At 47.4% G+C, this 24,688-nt stretch carries 6 protein-coding genes; all 6 read left to right on the forward strand.

All coding sequences use genetic code 11. The features are described 5' to 3' along the window. The 6 genes from BLS69_RS01995 to BLS69_RS02020 are packed head-to-tail and all read left to right on the forward strand — an operon-like array spanning position 1 to position 24,663. Positions 1 to 16,779, forward strand: coding sequence for a hybrid non-ribosomal peptide synthetase/type I polyketide synthase (locus BLS69_RS01995; RefSeq protein ID WP_091028290.1), 16,779 nt, complete (start codon positions 1 to 3; stop codon positions 16,777 to 16,779). Beyond that, entirely contained in the window at positions 16,769 to 20,968 is a 4,200-nt protein-coding gene (locus BLS69_RS02000) for a beta-ketoacyl synthase N-terminal-like domain-containing protein (RefSeq protein ID WP_176872543.1), read from the forward strand. Before BLS69_RS01995 ends, BLS69_RS02000 begins: the two co-directional genes overlap by 11 nt. After that, positions 20,965 to 21,222, forward strand: coding sequence for an acyl carrier protein (locus BLS69_RS02005; RefSeq protein WP_036668520.1), 258 nt, complete (start codon positions 20,965 to 20,967; stop codon positions 21,220 to 21,222). Before BLS69_RS02000 ends, BLS69_RS02005 begins: the two co-directional genes overlap by 4 nt. Then, positions 21,219 to 22,370, forward strand: coding sequence for an acyl-CoA dehydrogenase family protein (locus BLS69_RS02010; protein WP_091028294.1), 1,152 nt, complete (start codon positions 21,219 to 21,221; stop codon positions 22,368 to 22,370). Before BLS69_RS02005 ends, BLS69_RS02010 begins: the two co-directional genes overlap by 4 nt. Then, positions 22,367 to 23,347 (forward strand): ACP S-malonyltransferase, encoded by a 981-nt coding sequence (locus tag BLS69_RS02015; protein ID WP_091028297.1) that lies wholly within the window; start codon positions 22,367 to 22,369, stop codon positions 23,345 to 23,347. Before BLS69_RS02010 ends, BLS69_RS02015 begins: the two co-directional genes overlap by 4 nt. Further along, on the forward strand, positions 23,344 to 24,663 hold the full coding sequence (locus BLS69_RS02020; RefSeq protein ID WP_091028300.1) for an aspartate aminotransferase family protein: 1,320 nt from the start codon (positions 23,344 to 23,346) through the stop codon (positions 24,661 to 24,663). The genes BLS69_RS02015 and BLS69_RS02020 overlap by 4 nt, the downstream gene beginning before the upstream one ends. Positions 24,664 to 24,688 lie beyond the last annotated feature (25 nt).

Consider the following 24,688-nt stretch of genomic DNA (forward strand, 5'->3'; position numbering starts at 1 on the left):
ATGGTACAAAAAACCGTTGAACTTTCCGAAACACAAAAGGGAATCTATTTTGATTGTCAGGTGAATGATCCCACTTCGTATAACATCTCAGCTTCAATGCAATTTGATCATCTTCAAATGGAGATATTTCGCCGGGCCATCGAATTGCTTATGTATGAGCAAGTGGTGCTGCGTACTCGGATTGAGATTCAAAATGATGTACCCGTGTTATCCGTTCATGAAGATATGGATTATTCACTTGTCTTGTGGGACCTAAGTAGCGAGAATCAGGAGAATCCCAAGGAACAACAGTTAGAAGCATTGGTGGATGAATGCATCGGGACACCTTTTGATCTAGAGAAAGGTCCTCTGTTCCGTATAATGATTGTTCAGATGGATAAAAGCCGATATATTCTGACCTTATGTATTCATCATTTAATATGTGATGGCATGTCGCTTGAACTGATGAAAAACAAACTTATTCAGTCATATACGTGTCTTCTTGAAGATCAGCCTGTGGATGTCAAGCTGGATGAAGGATTCATCTCTTATGTTGAGGCAGAGAACAAGAAACTGCACGAAAACAAGTACTCCAAAGAGCGGGAATACTGGTTAAACAAAATGAAGGGAGCGGAACCTCTTTCTCTAAAGCACGACTTTCCAGCAGGTTCTTTACAAGAAGGAATTGGTCATGAACTGCGATTTGATATTTCGGAATCGTTAATGGCTGATATTACACAGATGTCCAAAGATAATGAAGTAACCGTTTTTATGTTTTTTATGGGTGCCTTTGGCATTCTTATGAGCAAATATGTCGGTACAGACGATATCACCATTGCCTCCCCATATTCTCATCGTCCCGGTATGGACTTGGAAGAAACGATTGGATGTTTTGTCCATATGTTGCCTATGCGATTCCATATTGACCTCGAATCAACTCTAAAACCTCTGCTGCAACAAGTAGCCACAACCTGGATGGATACGTATAGAAACATCGGATATCCCAATAACCTCATTGTCAGAGACAGCATGTTACAGGCTCAACCCGGATCACCATCGTTGTTTGATATCTCCTTTGTTTATGATTCCTATGAGGAAGATATCCTCGGAACTCGTATTCTGGATCAGGATAAGGTTACGTTTCCAGGAGATCTAATGGTGGTGTTGAGTCGTTTACCGCAAGGAGCTCAGTTGAAGCTGCAATATAAACCGAGCTTGTTCCGTGAAGGTTCAATGGAGCGAATGGGCCAACGATTTTTATACTTGCTGAATCAACTAGTAACCAATTCTGATCAAAAAATTAGTGAGTTCAGCCTCCTGATGCAGGATGAGAAAGAAAACTTACTGTACCGATTCAATCAAACTTCTTATTTTCCCTACACTCCACAACATATTATGGATATATTTCACGATAAAGTAGCACGTTTCCCGGAGCGGGTAGCTCTAATGGAAGGGAGGCATCATCAGACCTATGCGCAGGTCAACGCAAAAGCGAATCAATTGGCTAGGCAGATCGTTGCGAGTAAGAAGAGTGATAACGCGGCAGTTGGCGTGCAGATGCCACGTTCCTCGGATATGGTCATTGCCCTATTGGCTGTATTAAAAGCCGGATGTGCTTTTGTGCCTGTAGACCCTTCCTATCCTTTGTCCAGAAAGGACTATATTATATCGGATGCAGACATATCCATAGTGCTGGCTATGCAGCCCGAAAAAGATGACAAGACTCTGGATGTCCAGTACATCTACGTTGAGGGAGATCAGGCCTATACGGGGGATGCCTCAAATCTTGAAGAGGCGCTGAATCCGCATAGCCTTGCCTATATCATGTACACATCCGGATCAACAGGCAAGCCAAAAGGAGTCATGGTTGAAAATCATAGCGTAGTCAATACACTGCTTGATCTGGAGCGTCGTTTTCCAATGCAGGCGCAGGATGTTTACTTGCTGAAAACAGCATATACCTTTGATGTGTCCGCCACGGAACTTTTCGGCTGGTTCATGGGTGAAGGCGCACTAAGTATTCTTGAGCCTGGAGCAGAAAAAGACCCTGCTCGTATTGTGTCTACGGTGGCATCACATAAGGTGACGCACATTAACTTTGTTCCAACGTTATTCCGTCTTTTTCTGGAAACGATGGAGCTTCGCTCCGATTTGTCAGCATTGGAAACGCTAAAATGGATGTTTGTTGGCGGAGAGGCAGTCACGCCAGACATCATTGAGAAATTTAACAGGTTAGGCATTAGAGCAAGTCTGGAAAATGTATATGGTCCAACCGAATTCACCATATGGGTTTCTCATTATCCGTTAAGCCATTATGAAGGCTTGGGCAATGTACCGATTGGCTACCCGCTCAATGAGTCCAGATGGTATGTCGTCGGACATCATGATGAGCTTCAGCCGTTAGGTATTCCAGGGGAGCTTTGTCTTAGCGGTGTTGGGCTTGCACGTGGATATCTGAATCTGGAACAGATGACCCGAGAGAAGTTTATCCCTAATCCTTTCTTTCAAGAAGGACAGGACGCAGAACATTTCAGGTACATGTACCGCACAGGGGATCTGGTACGTTCACTCCCAAGCGGTACGATCGAATATCTGGGACGCATTGATTTCCAGGTTAAAATTCAGGGAGCCAGACTGGAGACAGGCGAAATTGAGAATACCCTGTCATCCTATCCGGGTGTCATCCAGACCGTGGTAGTCATGAAATCATTTGAAGGTAGGTCCGGCTTGCTATATGCCTACTATCTGTCAGAGCAGGAGCTGCCTTCTGTCGAATTGAGAGAGCACCTGTCTCGTTTGTTACCGGCATATATGATACCATCCGTTTTTGTACATAAATCCGAATTTCCATTGAATAGCAGTGGGAAGATTGACCGGAAGGCACTCATGGCAGATATCACGCATGCTCACGCTTCCAGTACGTTCTATACCGCCCCGTCTTCTGAGCTTGAGAAGGTTATAGCCGAAGTGTGGGCCGAAGTGATCGGTGTTGAGAGAGTAGGGCGCGATGACCATTTCTTTGAATTGGGCGGAAATTCATTTTCTGTCATTCAGGCTCACAATAAACTAAAACATTATACCGATGTGGAGTTCCCTGTTCCTCGTTTTTTCGAATGCCCGACATTGCGTCAATTTGCCGCGCTGGGACCAAAAGATGAGGGAGTTCGGATACCGACTGAAAGGGAACAATTGTTTCAACGAAAAGACGGCATTATGCGTGAGGACATTGCAATTGTGGGCATGGCGGTGAATGTGCCGGGCGCTGAGGATATAAGGGAGTTCTGGAGTAACCTTGTTGAACGTCGGGAAAGCATTCACTTTTATAGTGATGATGAATTGAGGGAGCTTGGCGTGGAGGAAGCACTGCTGCGTTCACCTCGTTATGTCAAGGCAAAAGGACGTGCCAACGGCATCGATGAGTTTGACGCAGGGTTCTTTGACTATACTCCCGGTGAAGCCAAAATGATGTCTCCCCAATTCAGACTTCTGTATCAGGGAATATGGGAAGCGCTGGAGGATGCAGGCTGCAGACCGGATGAAGCGGGTAAGGTGGGTGTGTTCCTTGGCGGGTCCGATGACTTCGAATGGTACCGTCAAGTACTTTTTAACGATGCTAACTATAGCAGTAAATACGAAGCATTTACCCTCAGTACCAATCATTTTCTCGCTACCCGAATGGCTTATAAGCTTAACTTAAAAGGGCCGGCCTATACTGCTCTGACGGGATGTTCTACTTCACTGGTTACACCTCATCTGGCATGTCAATCTTTGATCGTTGGAGAATGTGATGTGGCCGTGGCTGGTGGGATCACCGTGGAGTTGCCCAATGAAGGGGGTTACATATTTGAGGATGGCATGATGTTCTCCACAGATGGACACTGTCGTCCATTTGATGCGGCAGCCAGTGGAACCGTCTTCTCCAATGGTATGGGAATTGTGGTGCTGAAGCGGGTAACCGATGCTCTGCGGGACGGAGATCATATCTACGGGGTCATCAAAGGCTCAGCAATTAACAATGACGGACAAGAGAAACTCAGTTTTCTTGCTCCAAGCGTAAGCGGACAGGCTGAAGTCATTCAGGATGCTTATAAGGTAGCCGGAGTAGACCCGGAAACGGTGAGTTATATCGAAGCACATGGTACGGGAACGTTGCTTGGTGATCCAATTGAAGTAAACTCGTTAACTCGGGCCTTTGCTTCCGACCAAAAGCAATTTTGCTATCTGGGTTCGGTAAAGGGCAATGTGGGACATATGGATACAGCCGCAGGTGTGGTTGGTTTAATCAAGGTAGCGCTCAGTCTTGGACAAGGTTATATCCCTGGAACAGCGAATTATGAGCAGCCTAATCCCAAAATTGATTTTTTGAATACACCTTTTAAAGTTAATGCACAAGGTGTGGACTGGAAACAGGGCCATGTTGGAGTCATGCGCGCAGGAATCAATTCATTTGGTGTGGGGGGCACGAATGCTCACATGGTATTGGAGGAGGCTCCCGAGATGGAGAAGTGCAGTCCGGATGATGACGTAAATATATTGCTTTTTTCCGCCAAAACAGAGTACTCGCTGAACCGCACCGCTGAACGGATTATGGAACATCTGACTCAACATCCGGATCAATCTGTGTCGAACGCAGCGTGGACCTTGCAGTCAGGTAGATCTGTTTTTGCGTATCGTAAGGCACTCATTCTGGATAAGACATGGAAGGATAATCCGGACAAGCTGATACAGCAGCTGGGGAAAGCACGCGTATACCATTCAGCTCAAGGCACCCGTCCCGTATACTTTATGTTCCCCGGACAGGGCAGTCAGTATCAGGGAATGGGTGCAGAACTATACAGATCTACAGAGCAATCAGGCCTGGCTCCAATCTTCAGAAGTTATATCCAGGAAATATTGGACCTTCTGCCCACAGAAGAACGAGAAGAAATGCTGTCCGTTGTATACGGAGATCAGCAGCCTGAGCGAATAAACCAGACAGAGTACAGCCAATTCGCACTGTTCATGACCAGTTATGCGCTGGCCAAGTCGCTGCTGGATCTGGGCATCAAGCCAGATGGCATGATCGGGCATAGCATTGGTGAATTGGCTGCCGCAGCGGTAGCGGGTGTGTTCGAACTCGGAGATGCTGTCAAGTTAGTTCGACTTCGCGGACGTCTGATGCAGCAACAACAACCCGGGGTCATGCTTGCCGTTATGGCGGATGCACAGCAGGTGAAGTCACAACTGGAGGAAGACATGTGGCTTGCCCTGGTAAATACTACAGGTTCCAGTGTAATTGGTGGGACAGCTGAAGCCATTTCACGGATGGAAGCCAAGGCTGAAGGACTGGGCTGGAAATGCATTCGTGTGAAGACTTCCCATGCATTCCATACGCCAATGATGAATCAGGCTGCCGAGGAATTTAGACGTTATCTAGCAGAGCATTCACTTCATACGCCACAGATCCCATTACTGTCCAACACCAGTGGAACATGGGCGCTTGGAGATGAAATCACACAACCTGACTATTGGTCCCGTCATATTTTACAGCCGGTGTTGTTTGAATCAAACCTGGCTGAAGTGTTGAAGGATGAGCGGGCTGTATTAATTGAAGTAGGTGCAGGACGAACGCTAAGTTCCTTTGCCAGACAGCACAGTCAATCAAGAGATTCCCAGGCGGTACTGAATATGCTGCGTCACGTAAGGGAAACGGAGCAGGATAGTATCTATGTGAACCGCAGACTTGCGGAGTTATGGTGCGAAGGCATTGAACCGGACTGGAAGGTGCTCAAAGGGCAGACGGTACGACGCAAATGCTCTCTGCCTACTTATGTTTTCAACAAACAATCCTATCCTGTCAGTGTTTCTCTTTCTGGGTCATCAGCAGCGGAAGGAATGGGTACCGGGGATGATACGGGGCATGCAGAGCAGGGTAAGGGAAATAGCTCTACTCTAGTAAAAGGGACAGTTTATACAGGTGATTCCGACCAACTGAAACAGATTGTCCTGGACGCATATCGAACGATTTTTGGCATCGATGATCTAGATGAAGAGGTTAATTTCTTTGCGGTTGGAGGAGATTCTCTCAAAGCAGTCAGCTTGTCTGCATGGATCCGGTCTCATTTAGGAATTCAGCCTGAGGTAGCGGATATTTTCAATCATTCAACGCCTATTCAACTGGCGGAGCATCTCTATGTCATGGCGAAACCAAAAGTGGACCAACAGACAATCCAATCAGCACCCACTATGGATGCGTATCCAATCTCTTCTGCACAGATGCGTATGTTCACACAAGCGATGCTTGATCCAGGCAATACGGCATACAACCTACCATCTGCAACCATTATTGAAGGTGAATTGGACCGTATAAGAGTAGAGGCTGCTTTGCAGAAGTTGATACAGCATCATGAGGCGCTCAGAACATCGTTTGAGATACGAGGTGGTCAGATCGTTCAGATCATCCAACCTTCGGTTCGCTTAAGTATGGGCTATGCAGAGCAGCATGTGGCAGATGACCAAGAGTTGCCTGCGATGATCGAGACATTGATTCGTCCTTTTGATCTGGGGAGTGCTCCGCTTATGCGGGTTGAACTGATTAAGATAGGCGAGCGAAAGCATCTGCTATTCTTTGATATTCACCATATTATCGCAGATGGTACATCTGTCGAAATCATCACTCGTGACTTCAATGATTTATATTTTGGCAAAGAGCAAGCAGTCCGATTGCAGTACAAAGATTACGCGGTATGGCAGCAGCAGCGTCTCGCTTCACAGGAATACAATTCACATCAAACATACTGGCTGGACCATCTTGGACCTTCTTTACCTGTGCTGGAGCTTCCACTTGACCAGGAGCGTCCATCACAGCGATCCATGCAAGGGGGACGTCTCCATTTCACGTTGAATCGTTCGGTAACACAACACTTGCACGAGCTGGCTTCCTCATCGGAAGCATCCATGTATATGGTAATGCTAAGTGTGTGGAATCTTGTTCTCGCACACCGCTCAGGTCAGCAGGACATTGTGGTAGGAACGCCTGTTGCAGGAAGGATGCAAGAGGAGTGGAAAGAGACGGTAGGCATGTTTGTCAATATGATTGCGATGCGGAATTTTCCAACGTTTGATCGTACGTACACTGATTTTTTACGCGAACTTAAACAACATACTCTGGATGCTTTTGCGTATCAGGAGTATCCGTTTAATGAGCTTGTGGCACAACTGGGCGTGACACGTGAGTTGAACCGAAATCCGGTATTTGATGTTTGTTTTGATTATCAGAACATGGATTTGCATGGACTTGAACTTCATGGTTTGCAATTCAGTTCTTTTCCGGTGGAGACGGGTACGTCTACTTATGATCTGTTAATGACTTGTCAAGAAAACAGGGAGAAGCAGGTGATTGAAGGATATATCGAATACTCGCTGGATCTGTTCCACCGGGACACAGTGGAAGGTATGATGCAGGAGTTTATCGGACTCTGCCAAGAGGTTGTACAACAGCCTAATCTGTCTCTGAGCGAACTGTTTGAGAGAAACGAACGTTCTCATGAGCACCCAGTCCATCGTCTTGCTGGTCCACGTCTGGATTACAATTCTGCGGGGGGTCTGCATCGGCTGTTTGAGCTGCAGGCAGAACACACACCAGACAAGAAAGCTCTCCTTGTATCATCCGGAGCCTCTTTTACCTACAGGGAGCTTAATGAAAAAGCTAATACGCTGGCTTGGAAGCTGATTGATCAAGGTGTGCGCCGGGATGAACCTGTAGGCATATTATCCAGACGAGATGAATCGTTGATCATTATGCTATTGGCGGTGCTGAAAGCTGGGGCGGCTTATGTGCCTCTGGACCCTGCTTTTCCGCCGCAGCGCATCGTGAATATGATCGAAGATAGCCGAATGAACGTATTGCTGTGTACGCCTGATGAAGAAGATACAGTGACTTTTAGCGGAGAGAGATTTGTGTATGATCCAACTGCCCAGGATGTGCGCTCATCCGTTAACCCGGACATAAGCTTCCTGTCTTCGGACCTGTCCTGTGTGATTTTTACCTCAGGATCAACGGGGCGTCCCAAAGGGGTCATGATTACTCATGAGGCGATGGTCAATTTTGTTGAGGACATCAGGCACCGACATATTTTTGCACATGAGACAGATCGCATCATCAGTGTAACGACCATATCTTTTGATATTTTTGGATTTGAAGTGTGGACACCATTATGCACCGGATATTCGCTGTATCTGGCCGATGAGGAGGATCAGCTTGACCCGGCTCTTGCTTCACGTCGAATACGTGAACATGGTGTTACACACATTCTTAGCACTGTCTCACGCATTAAGGCATTTGTCGAAAATCCGGAATTTGTTCAGGCGCTGGGCAATCTGCGGTGTGTTCTTACCGGAGGGGAAAATGTCCCTGTGGGACTCCTCACCGATCTGAAGCGGCTTACGCCTGCTCGAGTCTTTAATATGTATGGACCAACGGAAACTACGATCTGGTCAACGACCAAAGAATTGAATGACACAGCCGCGATTACCATTGGCAAGCCCATTACCAATACAGAGATTTATATTCTGAATGATGAAGGTGAAATACTGCCACCTGGAAGTTATGGAGAGCTGTGCATTGCAGGAAAAGGATTATCCCGCGGTTATCTGCACAATGCAGCCGAGACCGATGCCCGATTCATTGCAAACCCCAATGTTTTGGGAGGCCGTTTGTACCGAACTGGCGATCTGGCCCGTATACTGCCGGATGGGGATGTTGAGTTAATGGGACGGTTGGATCAGCAGGTGAAGATTCGTGGCTACCGGATTGAACTGAACGAGATTGAGCAGGCAGCGATGAATTATGAACGTGTAAGAGAAGCTGTCGTTAAGGTAGAAGGGGCCGAGCCACATTCATTGCAATTAATCCTTTTCTACAGTCTGAAGCCTGGGTTTGGGCCTTCCGTTATGGAAGATGAAGACGTACAGCTTCGGACCTGGTTAAAGCAGCGGCTTCCACAGTACATGATGCCTTCTCGCTTGATTCGTCTGGAAAATCTGCCTGTGCTGCCTAATGGCAAACTGAATCGCAATGCCCTTCGTCTGGCTGATTTTGAAACGGGAGAGAAGGCTAATCCGGCTCTGGTTTATGGCTCATCGATTCAAGGAATGGAGCAGGCAAAAGTTGATCTGGAGCAGATGCTTATTGCAGCGTGGAAGGAAATATTGAATCTGGATACGGTTAATATCCATGATCACTTTTTTGACATCGGAGGCAACTCGCTGGGGCTTATTCTGATCAACAATCGGCTGAATGCATATCTGGATAAAAGCGTTCCGCTGGTGCAATTGTTTGAGCATTCCTCCATTGCATCACTGGTCAATCATCTGGTGGCGGAGCAGATGCTGCCGACAGTTACACAACAGGTGCAAGAGGAAAGCGGGTATATCGCTTCGGTTGGATATCCTGTTACGAACCCGGGCCCGACAGCAGCTCCCAAAGAGTATGTGATGAGCACAGTTGAACACAGCAAAGTGGAACAGAGCAGACCGGAACAGAGTATCCCGTTTGCTTCAGAACACAGTAGCAGAATTTCTTCTTCGACGGATATCGCAGTCATTGGCATGGCAGGGCATTTTCCCGGTTCAAGAAATATTGAGGAGTTCTGGGATAACCTAATGGCAGGTAAGGATGGTATCACCCGTCTGAATGAGGAGGATCTAACCGCTGCGGGTGTACGACCGGAAGACTTCAAACATCCCGATTATGTACGGGCCAAAGGTGTACTGCAAGACACTGAGTATTTTGACTCCGGATTTTTCGAATATCCGCATCAGGAATCCAACATGATGGATCCGCAAATACGGCTGCTGCATCAGTGCTCATGGGAGGCGCTTGAGCATGCCGGGTGTGATCCTTACAGTTATGAGGGAGCTATAGGATTGTTTGCCGGAAGTGGACTGAGCTTACCATGGATGGTGCAATTTCTAGGTCGTTCCGGTAATTTGCTACAGGCTTTTGAAGCCATGACTTTGAATGAAAAGGACTATATTACAACCCGAGTATCTCACAAATTAAATCTGAGAGGGCCAAGTATGGCCGTACAGACCGCATGTTCGACTTCTTTGGTCGCCATCCACCAAGCTGCTGAATCGCTGATCCGGGGAGAGTGTGATGTGGCACTTGCGGGAGGTGTCTCTATCTCCTATCCGCTCAAAGAAGGTTATCACTGGCATGAAGGCATGATTTATTCAAAAGATGGTCATTGCAGACCATTTGATGAGCAGGCATCTGGTACTGTGTCTGGTAATGGATGCGGAATGGTTGTGCTCAAGTCACTCCGCGACGCGCAGAGAGATGGAGATCATATCTATGCAGTCATTAAAGGTTCAGCGATTAATAATGATGGCATGGACAAAATTGGATATACGGCACCGAGTGTGGCCGGGCAGGTCAAGGTTATTCAATCAGCCCTGCATCGTTCGGGAGTGTCTCCTAAAGAGATCTCCTATCTGGAGGCGCATGGAACAGGAACCAAACTGGGGGACCCGATTGAAATTGAAGCTCTCAGGCAGTCATGGGGAACAGATCGTAGAAATTATTGTGCTCTAGGTTCTGTGAAAGCCAATATTGGGCATCTTGATGCGGCAGCAGGTGTCGCCGGTTTTATTAAAACCGTACTGACGCTTTATCACAGGGTGGTTCCGCCACAGATTCACATGAATCGGACGAATCCGATGTTGGAGCTGGAGCATAGTCCCTTCTATATCAACAAGGAGCCACAGCCATTAGAAGACGCGAAGCGTATCCTGCGAGCAGGTGTCAGTTCGTTTGGGATCGGGGGTACCAATGCTCACGTCATTCTGGAGCAGCCGCCCGTCCAAGAGAGCCAAGCCAATTATGAATCATTGCTTCTGCTGCCCTTCTCGGCCAAGAGTGAATCTGCGCTGGAACGCACGTATGATTCGGTTCTACAGGCAATCCATGCATTGCCGGAGCAGTTGCCCAATGCTGCGTGGACGCTACAGAAGGGAAGAAGCAGATTCGTTCATCGTAAAGCACTAATCGTTGTAGACGGTTATATTCCGCCAAGCGAGCAGTCTGTAGAGTTTGAGACACAGGCAAGTGTGATGAATGGGAAGCCTAAGGTCATGTTTTATCTCAGCGGAAATGCAAGTTGGGAAGCGCGCAAGATTCGGGAACTATATGCTTCTGTGTACCGCAGCCAGGTCTCAGAGATATTCAAACAGCACTTTGAAGAGATACTGAACCTCTTTGAGTCCAAGGAACAGTATGCCATTCGCCAAGGCATAGGGCGATCGTTAACCGATTCAAGGCTTGAGCGCATGCAGTGCTTTGTTGTGCAATATGCTCTTTATAAAACCGTGATGCAGCTTGGTGTCAAGCCAGATGCTGTCTGTGGACAAGGCGTTGGCGAACTGGTGGGGTTGGTTATTAGTGATGCACTTGATCCAGTACATGCCGTAGGGCTTTTATACAATATGGAGCATTGGTCACTAGAAGAAGGAGCATTGTCAGATGCTTTGACAGGAAGGATGACAGATGCAACTGTAACAGACCTTGCGTCGAGTATTGCACCACTGTTATCTCAAAATTTCCTGTTTACGCTGCTAAATCGCAAGACGCTTTCTGAATCTGCTGGGCATACGCTGTGGATCGTTTCGAATCAGCTGCAGGATACAGAACAAATGGCCCCGGATTCATTTTCAGTGCCAAACATCATTGCTCTTACTGGAGATCGTCAGAGCTTGCTTGAGGCAGACGTGAATTTAATGAAAGTACTTGCTTTTTGCTGGTGCTCTGGCATGGAGCTGGATTGGGAACAGTTAAACGGAACGGGGCGTAGGCAAAAAATCTCCCTGCCGACGTATTCCTTTGATCCGATTGTTCATCAACATGATGTTGCATTGTATCAGCTTGCAGGTATGTCGCAGGTTGCAGCGGGTTCTATCGCAGCATTAGACCAATCTCCATTTGGGAAAGTCAGGGTTCAACGGACTGATGATGAGATAAGGCATGTATTATCGCAATTGTGGCAGGAGTTGCTTGGTAATGGAGAAGTCGGCCTTGAAGATGATTTCTTTGAGCTTGGAGGTCATTCTTTAAAAGCGATTTCCTTGGCGTCGAGGATTAAAGAAATGTTTGGATTAAATTTGGGGTTGGAAGAGGTTTTTGATCATTCTGTGTTTGAACACATGGTTCAATGGATTGCTGAACATCAGGCTACAAGTGACTCTGATTCAGTGAACCCAATCTTGCCTGTACCTAAGAAAGAGAAATACAAGACCACTTCTGCACAGCGAAGAATGTATGTGGTGCATGAGTGGATGAAAGGTGAGAGCACGGCGTACAATCTCGCCAGTTCCTATAGGGTAAGAGGAAAACTTGACCCTACCCAATTCACATTAATAATGGATGCACTGGTAGAGAGACATGAAGCATTCCGTACCAGGTTTGAAATGATTGACGGTGAGCTTTTCCAGGTTGTCGAGGATCAGGTTCCAAGCGTGGTGGAGTTGCTGGAATTAGAAACGGCAGGGTTAGAGCAGGTCATGGAATGGATCAAGCCTTTTGATCTGACCAGCGCACCATTGGTTCGTGTTAAGCTCATTCGCCTTTCTCAAGAGGAACACATCTTATTCATCGACATGCATCATATCATTTCGGATCAGAGTTCCATTGCGATCCTGATGCAGGATTTTGCACGCATGTACAGAGGAGAAACATTGCAATCTCTTGACATTCAGTATAAGGATTATGCGGAATGGCGTGATGAAGCTGCGTCACATGGACAATCTGTTGAAGACGCCGAGTTTTGGATACGGGAATTCGAGGACATGCCTGCACCGGTTGAATTGCTTACAGACTTCCCAAGACATGGCGCGTCATCCTACAGCGGAGACAGACGTTCCATTGAACTTGGTGAGTCGTTAAGCACACAGGTCAATGACTTCTGTACGCAACAAGGGCTTACACCCTACATGTTGTTCATGGCAACTTTGAATCTATTAATCTGGAAGTATACGGGTCAGGGAGACTTGGTCGTTGGTACAGCGGTTGCGGGGCGTGAGAAGCCAGAACTTAATAACGTTATGGGTATGTTCGTGAACATGCTCGCCATTCGCACCAGCATGGACAGAGAATGGTCCACAGAGGCGTATTTGAATGAGATGCGTGGCAAGCTGTTATCTTGTTATGAGCATCAGCATTATCCTTATGAAGCACTGGTGCAACAACTTGGTCTGTTCGGTGATTTAAGCCGCAACCCCCTATTTGATGTGGTGTTAAATTACATTAATATGGGAACCGATGACCCTGAAGCCGGGGAACTGATGCTTGAACCATGGGTCGAAGGTAAGGTGGATGCCAAATTTGATCTGACTTGGACACTGGTCGAGCATAAGCAATGTTACACGGTTGAACTTGACTATCGCTCGGATTTGTTTAAAGCGGAGTCCATGGAACTGATGCTGGATAAATTCCGGTATATCCTGTCTCAGATCACAACAGGGGATAATGAACGAATTGGTCAGATTAAGCTCACTACACCGGAGGAAGAGGAATGGCTGCTGTACGGAGTCAACGATAATGCAGCCCAGTATCCGCGAGATGCGACCATTTCCCAATTATTCGAGGAACAAGTTCATGTGCATGCACAGAAGACAGCATTGGTCTGGGAAGACGGTGAATGGAGCTATGCGGATCTGTATGAACGTGTTCAGTGGCTGGCGTGCAGGTTGCTTGGACAAGGGATAAAATCAGGCTCCAGTATTGCTCTCATTCTGGACCGTGGACCGATCCAGATGATCAGTATTCTTGCTACACTCCAAGTGGGTTGCAGTTATGTTCCGATCGACCCGGCTTCGCCGCCATCGAGAATTGAATTTGTTTTGCAAGATTGCGATGCGGCTGTGTTATTGACTGAAACGGCATATGTCTCCACATGGCAATCTGTAGTACCTTGTATCGTGCCGGCAGATGAACTGGCAGCATTTGATTCAGGAGACATGCAGGAGCCCGTTGAACATATGAACAAGACTGCTCTTGACCCGGCTTATATCATTTATACATCAGGGTCAACAGGAACCCCAAAAGGGACTGTGATGAGTCATCGCAATGTGACCAAAGTCATGAAAAATAGCAATTTTGTCACCGTTGTGCCAGAGGATCGTATCCTGCAAATTTCTAACTATGCGTTTGACGGTTCCATTTTTGATATTTTTGCTTCATTAATAAATGGCGCTACTCTTGTATTAATCTCAAAAGAGACCATTTTGGATATGGCTCGTTTGGCGGATGTCATCCGACAGCAACGGATTTCAGTATTTTATATTCCGACATCCTTGTTTAATTTGCTGGTGGATTGGGATGCTGATTGCTTGAAGAGTGTGCGTAGAGTGATGTTTGGTGGTGAAGCTGCATCGGTGAGTCATGCCAACAAAGCGCTTGCATGTGTAGGGCCGGGCAGGCTGTTAAATGGATATGGGCCAACGGAAGCAACCTTTTTTGCCTCCTACCACTTATTAATGCAAACAGAGCCTTATACTGGCTCACTGCCCATAGGTTACCCCCTGTCTAACACAGCCTTGTATGTTCTGGATGATGAGCTGAAGCCTGTACCACCCAACGTTCCAGGTGAACTGTATATCAGTGGGGATGCGGTAGGTATTGGATATCTTAACCGTGAGGATCTTACCCGAAAACACTTTCTTGATGATCCCTTCCGCACGGGAGAACGAATGTATCGGACAGGTGACATCGTCAAACGTCTGATTGACGGCAGTCTGATTTTTATTGAACGTTCGGATTTCCAGGTCAAAATTAGAGGTTTTCGCATTGAGTTATCAGAGATAGGCAATTGCATGGAGCGTCTTTCGGGAGTTCGTGATGCCTTTGTCATGACAGCTACAGAATCATCAGGAAGCCTATACATTGCCGCTTTTTATACAACCGATACTGGAGCAGATGCTGAGTATATTCGAAGAGAACTTCACCAGCAACTGCCAGAGTACATGGTGCCTGCACGAATTATTCGACTGGATCATCTTCCGATTAATGCCAATGGCAAAGTGGACCGAAGAGCATTGTTCGAGAATTTGGTTGAAGAGCAGCAGAGGTCTCTGGAAGTGAATTCACCTCGGACAAAAACGGAGCGTGTCATTCTTGCCGCCATGCGACAGATTCTGGGTAATCCGGGCATTGGTGTGGAAGATCACTTCTTTCAAAATGGGGGGCATTCGCTCAAAGCAATTGCATTCACTCAAATTTTGTCAAAAGAAGGAATTGCCATCAATGTGAACGAATTATTCCAATATCCGACAGTTAGAGGACTTGCCAAATTGGTAGACATTAATCCTCCGGCGTCAGTTTGGTCCGAAGATAGCCTGCATATTCAGTCCCCGATAGTCATACCACAGGACATAACACTTCATGAGAAACAACTGGACAGCCTGGTCCTGCACGTTTTAAACAGCTGCAATCAGGTTTCATCTTTTATGGCGGGCATGACCCCTATGGGTCGATTCCCACTATCTCCAATTCAACAAGCACATGCTTCTACGACTTCACGAGCAAGCGGATTTACAACAACGCTGGAAGGCGAATTGAATGAACAAGCTGTAAAAAGCCTGATTCTTGGGGTTATATCCCGGCATCAGTTGCTGCACAGCATGATATATGAGGAAGAACAATTGTATTGGCATCCATGTGATATGTCATTAGCGGCGGACATGCTGCAACAGCTTATCCCATATCTTGATATTCGTCATTATGCTTCGGATACGATTGAGCAGTTGGAGTACAAACTGGTTCAGTCTCTGTTACACAAAACGTATACGTTGAAGGAACTACCATGGCGTCTGTGTATTTTGCGTACAGGAGCCACAGAGCATAAGCTGATTTGGAGTTTTGATCACCTTGCGTTTGATGGTATGAGTGCCCAGATCATCAAGCAGCAACTTGAGTCGAAGGCATTATATAGACCGCAAGGTGTAGGGACAGAGAGTGATCTTCTGTACCAAGTACGAAATTATGAGGATTATGTAAGTTTTCTGTCACAAGGCCCCATAGGGGTATCTGAAGATGAAATGAAGAAACAATTTTCACTTCAGGCATGGAATAGATGTAACACCATCGTCATGAACAAGTTGAAGGAAACAGAAACATTGCTGCCTTCAGCGATGACTGTCGAGTTGTCCCTTGCAGGGAAGGAGCCTGCAGATGTTTGGTGGACATGCTTTGAAACTTTTGCCAACATCATTGCGGCTTATCTGAACATAAGCCAATTGCCAATAGCCCTGGTGCATTACGGAAGGGAGTATGGCGAAAAATCCTACTATGATTATGTGGGAGAATTCCTAGATCTCATTCCAGTGCTGGTAGACAGTGAATTCACACAGGAAGATCTGTTGAAACGTCTGGAATTTACGAAGCAACACAGCATTAACTTTATGGCACTTACACATGATTCTTCCCTCTCGGCACAATATGATGGCATACAGGAACAATTGGGAACTGCCTACAGGCAAGTAGAACAGGAGCCGCGTCAGATGATTCTGTTTAATTATCAAGGCTTCATCTCCAGCAGCGAAGCGATCCCAATGTCGTCTCAGTCGTCGGATGACCAAGATTCGAATTCGGCACTTGCCCAATTCGAATGGGTCATTCGCTACGACGAAGAGTGTCTGTACGTACATCTGGCCTGTCAGACTGGTCTGGACATCAAACGTATGAAACAGCTGATTGATGACAAGCTTGGTAGCGATGTGAAAGTGGTAGTTCACAATGAGGCAATGGAGGTGCAACATGTCCAGTAAATCCATACAGCGAGGACCCGAGCTGATTGTGCCAGAACATTATTCAACAGTGGCTGAGATGCTAATCTACATTGCAGATACTCATCCAGAAAAGGGAATGACCTATATCAGCTCTTCAGGTGACGAACAGTTTGAATCCTATCCTGAATTACTGATGCAGGCGCGCAAGTACCTGCAGTCTCTTCAGGAGCAAGGCATTCAACAAGGACAGGTCGTTATTTTGGAAATTGACCAGTCACAGGAATTTTACCGTACCTTTTGGGCTTGTATGCTGGGGGGCATTATTGTCGCCCCGGTTAGTCCTCCGGCTGCCTGGGAACCAGGCTCAGCCGGTCTGGAGAAATTCACGAAAGTGTGGGAGGTACTCGGGCGTCCGGTAGTGATCGTCGAGGAAGCCTACATGCCCAAGTATAAGCAGCTTGCGGAAAGTCCGGTATTCAAAGGTCTTATGTTGATTAGCGTGAACCAGCTTCAGGCAGGCCAACAGATGGCTGATCTATGCCCAACCTCTCCTGATGACATTGTGTTTCTGCAATTCTCATCAGGAAGCACGGGAATTCCCAAAGGCGTGCAGTTAACAAATCACAATATTATCGCCAACAGTATTGCATGCAAGACTTTTCTTGGAGCTGAAGAAGGAGATAATGTGTTTACCTGGTTGCCGCATACGCATGATATGGGGATATTTGGACAGCATCTGACACCCGTCCTGAGTGGAGCCAACATCATGGTGATGTCACCTTATACTTTCGTACGGTCCCCTTATCTGTTCTTGCGCAAGATTACGGAGCATCAGGGAAAATGGTTTTGCTGTACCAATTTCGGTTTCGAATGGATGGTTCAGAAGATCCCGGATTCCAAGCTCTCAACGCTTGATCTGTCTTCACTGCGTATGACCTTGAATGGTGCAGAGCCTATATCAACGTCTGTTATCGAGCGATTTGTCAAAAAATTCAGCTCTTGTGGCTATCGTCCCAATATGATGTTTCCTGCGTATGGCATGGCTGAAGCGACAGTAGGTGTATGTACCTCCAGACTGGGGGAAGAGCCACGAATTGAACGTATTTCGCGTTCGCGGCTGGTGCAGGAAGGACTGGCTGTGCCAGTCCAGCTGCCTAGCAGTGATAGCCATACTTCGGATGTGATTGAATTTGTCCATGAAGGATATCCCATGACAGGGATTCAGATCCGGATTGCGGATGAACAGGGTGAAGTGCTGGATGAGCGGGTTGTTGGCGAAATCCAGATCCGTGGGGAATCGGTAACCTCCGGATATTACAGTCTTCCGGAGATCAATCGTGAAATGTATGTGGATGGGTGGCTTCGCACTGGAGACTTGGGTTATATGGCTGACGGCTCCCTGGTTGTAAGCGGACGAATCAAGGACATTGTGTTTATTCGGGGACAGAACCATTATGCGCATGATCTTGAAGAAATTTTGTACCAGAATAGCAGCATTCCGAGAGGGAATCTGACGGTAGTCGGGCACTTTAACAGCCTCAAACAAGTAGAGGAGCTGCTTGTATTTGTTAAATACAAATCGGGCACTCCACAGTTTCTGGATGTACGACAGGATCTGATCCAACGTATGAGGGCTGGATTGGGTATTGAGATTACCCATGTTCTCCCAATCAAGGTTATTCCCAAAACGACGAGTGGCAAGGTTCAGCGGTTCATGCTGAGAAACGAATATGAGCGTGGAGCATTTACCAAGGACATCGAGGCCATTGAAGAACTGATTCGCGAAAACACACAACAGCAAGGACACGAGACGGTTTCCGCATCGTCTTTGGAGTATACCGTACGTAAAGCCTGGGCCGAAATTCTTCAATTGCCCGCAGGAAAGATTGAGATGGATACTTCTTTTCTCGCACTTGGAGGCAATTCCATTCTCTCCTATCAATTACTTGACAAGCTGTCTGCACATATGGGACGTGAATTAGGACAAGAACTACTTGTTTTTTGCAGTACAGTACGTGAGATGGTGGAATATCTGCAGGAACTTCCAGCAGAAACGAAGGACTTTGAACAAGCTGAAACCACAGATAATCACCTGAATGTACATCGTGCTATTGCTATTACCGGACTGTCTCTGCGTCTGCCTGATGCCGACACCCAAGAGCAGTTCTGGAGCAATCTGGTTAACGGGTTAGATAGTGTTGACCGGGTTAGCCTAGAGCGTGCAACACGTTCCAAGCAACCCGATTGGGATGACTGGATTGGGGAACTGAAGCAACCGGATACGTTTGATCATGAGTTCTTTGAAATCCCGTCTGAACAAGCTGCATTTATGGATCCGCAGCATCGCAAGCTGCTGGAAGTTGCTCATGAGGCGCTGGAGGATGCGGGTATGCTCGTGGACCATGAGGATAAGCGTGATGTGGGTGTGTATGTAGGGATTAACCCTAGCACATACTTCGATCTGGTTGTTGATTATATGAACCGGAGTTTTGGAAAGGCTGTTCATTCTCACGCTATGGTAGGCAATATGTCCAATATTGCAGCAGCCTCCATTTCACACATGTACAATTTCACAGGACCGGCACTGTCCATAGATACGGCATGTTCTTCCTTTCTGGTAGCACTGACACAAGCTGTGGCGGCCATTCAGGACAAGCGTATCTCTGGGGCAGTTGTAGGTGGAGCGAACATTTTGGCTACACCGCATGTTCATCAACTATCACGCAATGCTGGAATCTGTTCTTCCACTCAACATACGAAGGTATTTGACCGGGAAGCAGATGGTTCAGTCCTGGGGGAAGGTGCTGTTGTTGTATATCTGGAGCCGCTAACAGAGGCAGTTCGCAACAATAAGCATATTTATGGTGTGATTCGCGGGACAGCGGTGAATAACGACGGATATTCCCTGGGCATTATGGCACCCAACCCTCAGGGGCAATATGAGGTACTCCGTGCCGCTTATCGCGATGCCAACCTAAACCCGAGCGAGATTTCTTATATTGAAGCACATGGATCGGGGACAAGGATTGGAGATCCAATTGAGGTGAATGCCTTGCTCCGACTGTTCCGGGAAAAGGGATATACAAGCGACAATTCAATTGGATTAGGTTCAGTCAAAACCAATATTGGTCATTTATTTGCAGCCTCCAGTGGAGCCAGTCTTGCCAAGGTTCTGCTCAGTATGCAGCATGGGGAACTGGCACCAAGTCTGCATATGGATAATCCGAATCCGGCCCTCCGACTGGACCAATCGCCGTTCCATATCGTTAGCGAGCGTAGATCATGGGATGTACCTGAAGGAAAAACACGGAAGGCAGGCATCAGTTCGTTTGGCCTGGGAGGTACGAATGCCCACATTGTGCTGGAAGAATGGAAAGCCCCTGTCCGTGCAGATGCCCCGGCACGAGGCCAATTGTTAACGTTCTCTGCGAAATCAGAGCAGGCTTTAAAAAAGCTGATTGATAACACGGAGCAATATGTGAAGAAACATGCGGACCTGGCACTAGAGGATCTTTGTTTTACCCGGAACAGATATAGAAAACATTATCGGTATCGTGCAGCAGTAGCTGTCAGCTCAACCGGAGAGTGGAACATCGAAGAGATGGAATTTGGCTTCAAGCCTAGAAACCGAGCTGCTCGTGTCAATATTGTGGTTGGGGGGCATGAAATTCGCGGAGAAGATGAAGCGGAAGCACGCCAAGTAATCAGGCCAGACGTTTCTAATGAAGATACGGTATCTACCTTGAACTACTGGGTGACCTTGCTTGAGACACTTGTACGTCTAGTCCCTTCCATTCAAGAGATTCGAGGAATAGCTTCAGGAGAGGAGCTTGTATCCAGTTTACATCTGGATGGCGAGGAACATCACAACGCTCATGCAAGCCAATCCATTCCAGTGAACAACAGAGTGACGTTAGAGAGTCTGCAAGACACACCTGGCAAGATGGCAAACGCCGACATTGTAATTATGATTGCTGCAGATCAGACAGTGCAGCAGCTTGAATACAGTGGCAAGGAGAGCTTCATCCGCCTGTCTGCCGAGCCGACACTTACCATGGAGGATCAGCTTGCTTTATTGCTGGGACAGCTTTATGTACGTGGTGCTGCGCTGGATTGGGAACAGTTACATCCGAATGGCTCTGGCCAGATTGTACATCTGCCAGCACACCCATTCGAGCCGTATGTACATTGGATAGATGTGAATCAGGGAACGGAGGTCATGATATGACAAAAGAAGAAATTGAGCTTTTTCTAAAAAGCGAGATTGCTGCAGCGTTGAATCAGGAGCCAGAGGACATCGATGAAGAGATGAATTTTCTGAAAATTGGTGTCTCATCTGTGCAGGCGCTCAAGATCATTAATCGTGCGCGTAAGCATCTTCAAGTTGACATCAGTCCGGTTGCGTTGTTTGAATACAAAACAATTGCCGAGTTCGCCGCCTATCTCAATGAATCTCTTCTTCAAGAGGGGGTTGCCGAATGATTGAAGTGGATGTAGAGCAAGAGATCATTCATGAAGCTGAATTGTTTGCTGCCCGTGAAATTCGTCCTTATGCTCAACAGATTCAAGAGCAGCAAGCCATTCCCAGAACATTGATCCGTGCCATGGCTGAAAAAGGTTACTTGGCTGCCTCGATCCCGGCTGAATATGGCGGAATGGGTCTCGGTCCCAAGGCGTACGGGCTGTTGACTGAAGTATTTGGCAAGGCTCTTCCAGCCGTTCGCAGCTTGTTAACGGTACATACTTCACTTGTAAGTGAAACTTTGGTACGTTTCGGAACGCCTGAGCAAAAATCGTCCTGGCTGCCCAAGTTGGTGAAGGGAGAATGGATTGCTGCCTTTGGCCTGACTGAACCGGAAGTTGGTTCGGATGCCAAAAGTGTAAAGACCGAGTGGAGAGAAGAATCGGACTGTTATGTTTTGAATGGAAAAAAGAAGTGGATCACGTTTGGACATTTGGCAGATGTATTTATCATTATTGCCTCGAATCAGGGACGAAGCACTGCTTTTTGGGTCGAACGCCAGTTTGAGGGGGTACAGACCAAACCTATTGAAGGTGTCATGGTTGCGGGAGAGACAGGTATAGCTGAGATTGATCTCCATGAGGTGCGTGTACCAAAGAATCACATGATTGGACGTCTGAATGAAGGTTTTGAGTACATCGTAACCGGGGCGCTGGACCAGGGCAGATATAGCATAGCCTGGGCAGGGCTGGCGATCGCGCAGGAAGCGCTGGATGCCATGGTGACTTACTCAAGGAAGCGGAAGCAATTTGACCAGAAGCTGAGTCATTTTCAGCTGATTCGCGGCATGATTGGAGATGCGGTGACAAAAGTCCATGCAGCACGAGCATTATGTTTACGGGCAGCCGAGCTGAGAGAAGCCAAGGACCCGCAGGCCGCCATGGAGACAACGATCGCCAAATATTTTACGTCCAAAGTTGCTGTTGAAGTTGCAAGCGATGCGCTACAGGTTCATGGTGCGAACGGAATTAGTAACCAATATCCTGTTGCCAGGTTGTATAAGGAAGCCAAAATTCTGGAGATTATTGAAGGTTCTTCTCAGATGCAGCAGGAGATGATCTCGCATTACGGATTAAAAGCCTATTACAAGCGTGGCGGTAGCGTATGACGTTCTGTGCGCTATTTCCCGGCCAGGGAAGCCAGTATATCGGAATGTGCAGCGAGTTGTTGGACAGTGAGCCGGAGGCGAATCAGATCTTTGCGGAAGCGAGCGAGGTGATCGGATTTGATTTGAAAGCACTGGTTATGGAAGGGACCCTGGATCAATTGACGGTCTCTGAATATGCTCAGCCTGCTGTACTGACAGCAAGCTACGTTTTATTTGACTCATTTGTTCGGCGGACAGGAATGACTCCAGATTATGCAGTAGGTCACAGTTTGGGGGAAATTTCGGCTTTAGTAGCGGCGGGAGCATTGCAATTTGCTGATGGAATCCGTTTTACAGCTCAACGTGGTGCATTGATGCATCGCTCCATTCAGGAGCAAAAAGGAAGAGCGGGTATTGTTGTTGATGTAACCCAAGAAGCGCTTGAAGAATTAGTCGAGAAAATTCGTCAGAACGAGTATGTGACGATCTCCGGTTATAATTCACCGGGACAGTTTGTCGTCGCAGGTACTGCGAAGGGGCTTCAATTGCTGGATGATCAGGTGGATGGCTACGGTGGGGAATTCATTCCTTTTCGCATGATGCCAATGAAGGCAGATGCACCTTATCATAGCGAGTTGATGCAGTTCATTCAGCCTGAGCTTGAAGAGATGCTTGCAGGGATTTCCTTCTCTGCACCGGTGTTTCCCATATGCTCTACAGTACATGGTGAGTTCATTCGCGGAACCGAGGACATTCCTAAGCTGCTGAGCAGCCAGCTTTTGCAACCCATTCGCTGGAATCAGGCATTGGCACGCGTTCAAAATCTGGGAGCAACGGTATGGATCGATATCGGTCCAGGCCAGAGCGTAAGAAATATGCTGGCTGAGAATAAGACCTTGCCTGCAGCCTATTCGCTGGATGATCCGCAAGATCGGTCCAGGTTACTGGAGCGATATGAAGCAGTAAACCAGACAAGTGGGGGAGGCGATAAGGGATGATCACGGAGATGATGCAGTACAATCAGCGGGTGAAACAATGGCTGCCTGGAGGTGTGCACTATAATTTTCACCTTCCTTGGGAAGAGACGCCGCTCCATTTCAAGCATGCTTCCCGAAGCAGAGTGACGGATATGAACGGCAACGAGTATTTGGATCTATATGCCCGCTTTGGTGCCCTCATTGTTGGCCACGGCAACGAGGAGTATAACGAGTGTCTGAAGGATACCATTGACCGTGTTCTTTCCGTAAGTCATTGCGATCTGGATGCAGAGGCTCTGGAACTGATCCATCAATATGTACCTTCAGCAGAGATGATTCGTTTTGGGTTATCAGGAACGGAGATTGTCCAGAATGCACTTCGTCTTGCCCGGGCGTGGACAGGTAAAAATCGCTTTGTACGTTTTGAAGGCCATTATCATGGCAATGCGGACAATATTATGGGTGGCAAGACTGCACGTACAGGTTTGCCTGTACCTTCAGACTATCCTGGTGACATGAAAGGTACAAAGGGGAGGGCAAGGGATGCCATGGAATCTCAATCCTACCTCCTGCCATGGAATGACGCAACCCGTCTGGAGGAACTATTTCGCCAGCATGGAGACGACATTGCAGCAGTAATCATGGAGCCGGTTTGTGTAAATGGAGGCGGAGTCATGCCTGCTCCAGGTTATCTGCAAAAAGTCAGACAGTTATGTGACCAGTACCAGGTCGTGCTCATTTTTGATGAGATTATAACAGGATTCCGTATGGGACTCGGTGGTGCCCAACAGTTATTCGGTGTAACACCCGATCTGACTACACTCGGGAAGGCAATCGCCGGTGGCGGAGTTCCGGTGTCAGCCCTGGTTGGCCGAGCGGATATCATGAAGTTGCTTGTAGACAAAAAAGTAATTCATGCGGGTACGTTTAATGGCTATCCATTAGGTACAGCTGCTGTAAAAGCTACGCTGGAAATGTTGGGCCGCAATGGAGGACAGGCGATGCACAGCATGAACCGCCACGCTGAGATGATGCATGACATACTCTGCCAGGAAGCAGTGAAGGTGGGTCTGCCTTTAATTGTTCAGGGGCCGTCCGGCTGTGCTTCTTATCACTGCTGCACGGAGCCGCTTACGGATACGGCTGATTATACGTTTGAATTGATGTCTTTTGATATTTTGCTAAATAGCAAGCTTGCTGAGCACGGTATTCTGGTATCTACGCTCTCGCGGATGTATCCGAATATCCTGCTTGATATGCAAGATGTTGCCTGGTTCAGTGAGCGTGTCCCTGCAGCACTTGCAGAAATGAAAGAGCTCTACGACGAGCTGGTCTGATGGTAGCTCAATACGGAGGTGATTA

Origin of the sequence: Paenibacillus sp. CF095, assembly GCF_900101225.1 — a bacterium.
Taxonomy (GTDB): Bacteria; Bacillota; Bacilli; order Paenibacillales; family Paenibacillaceae; genus Paenibacillus.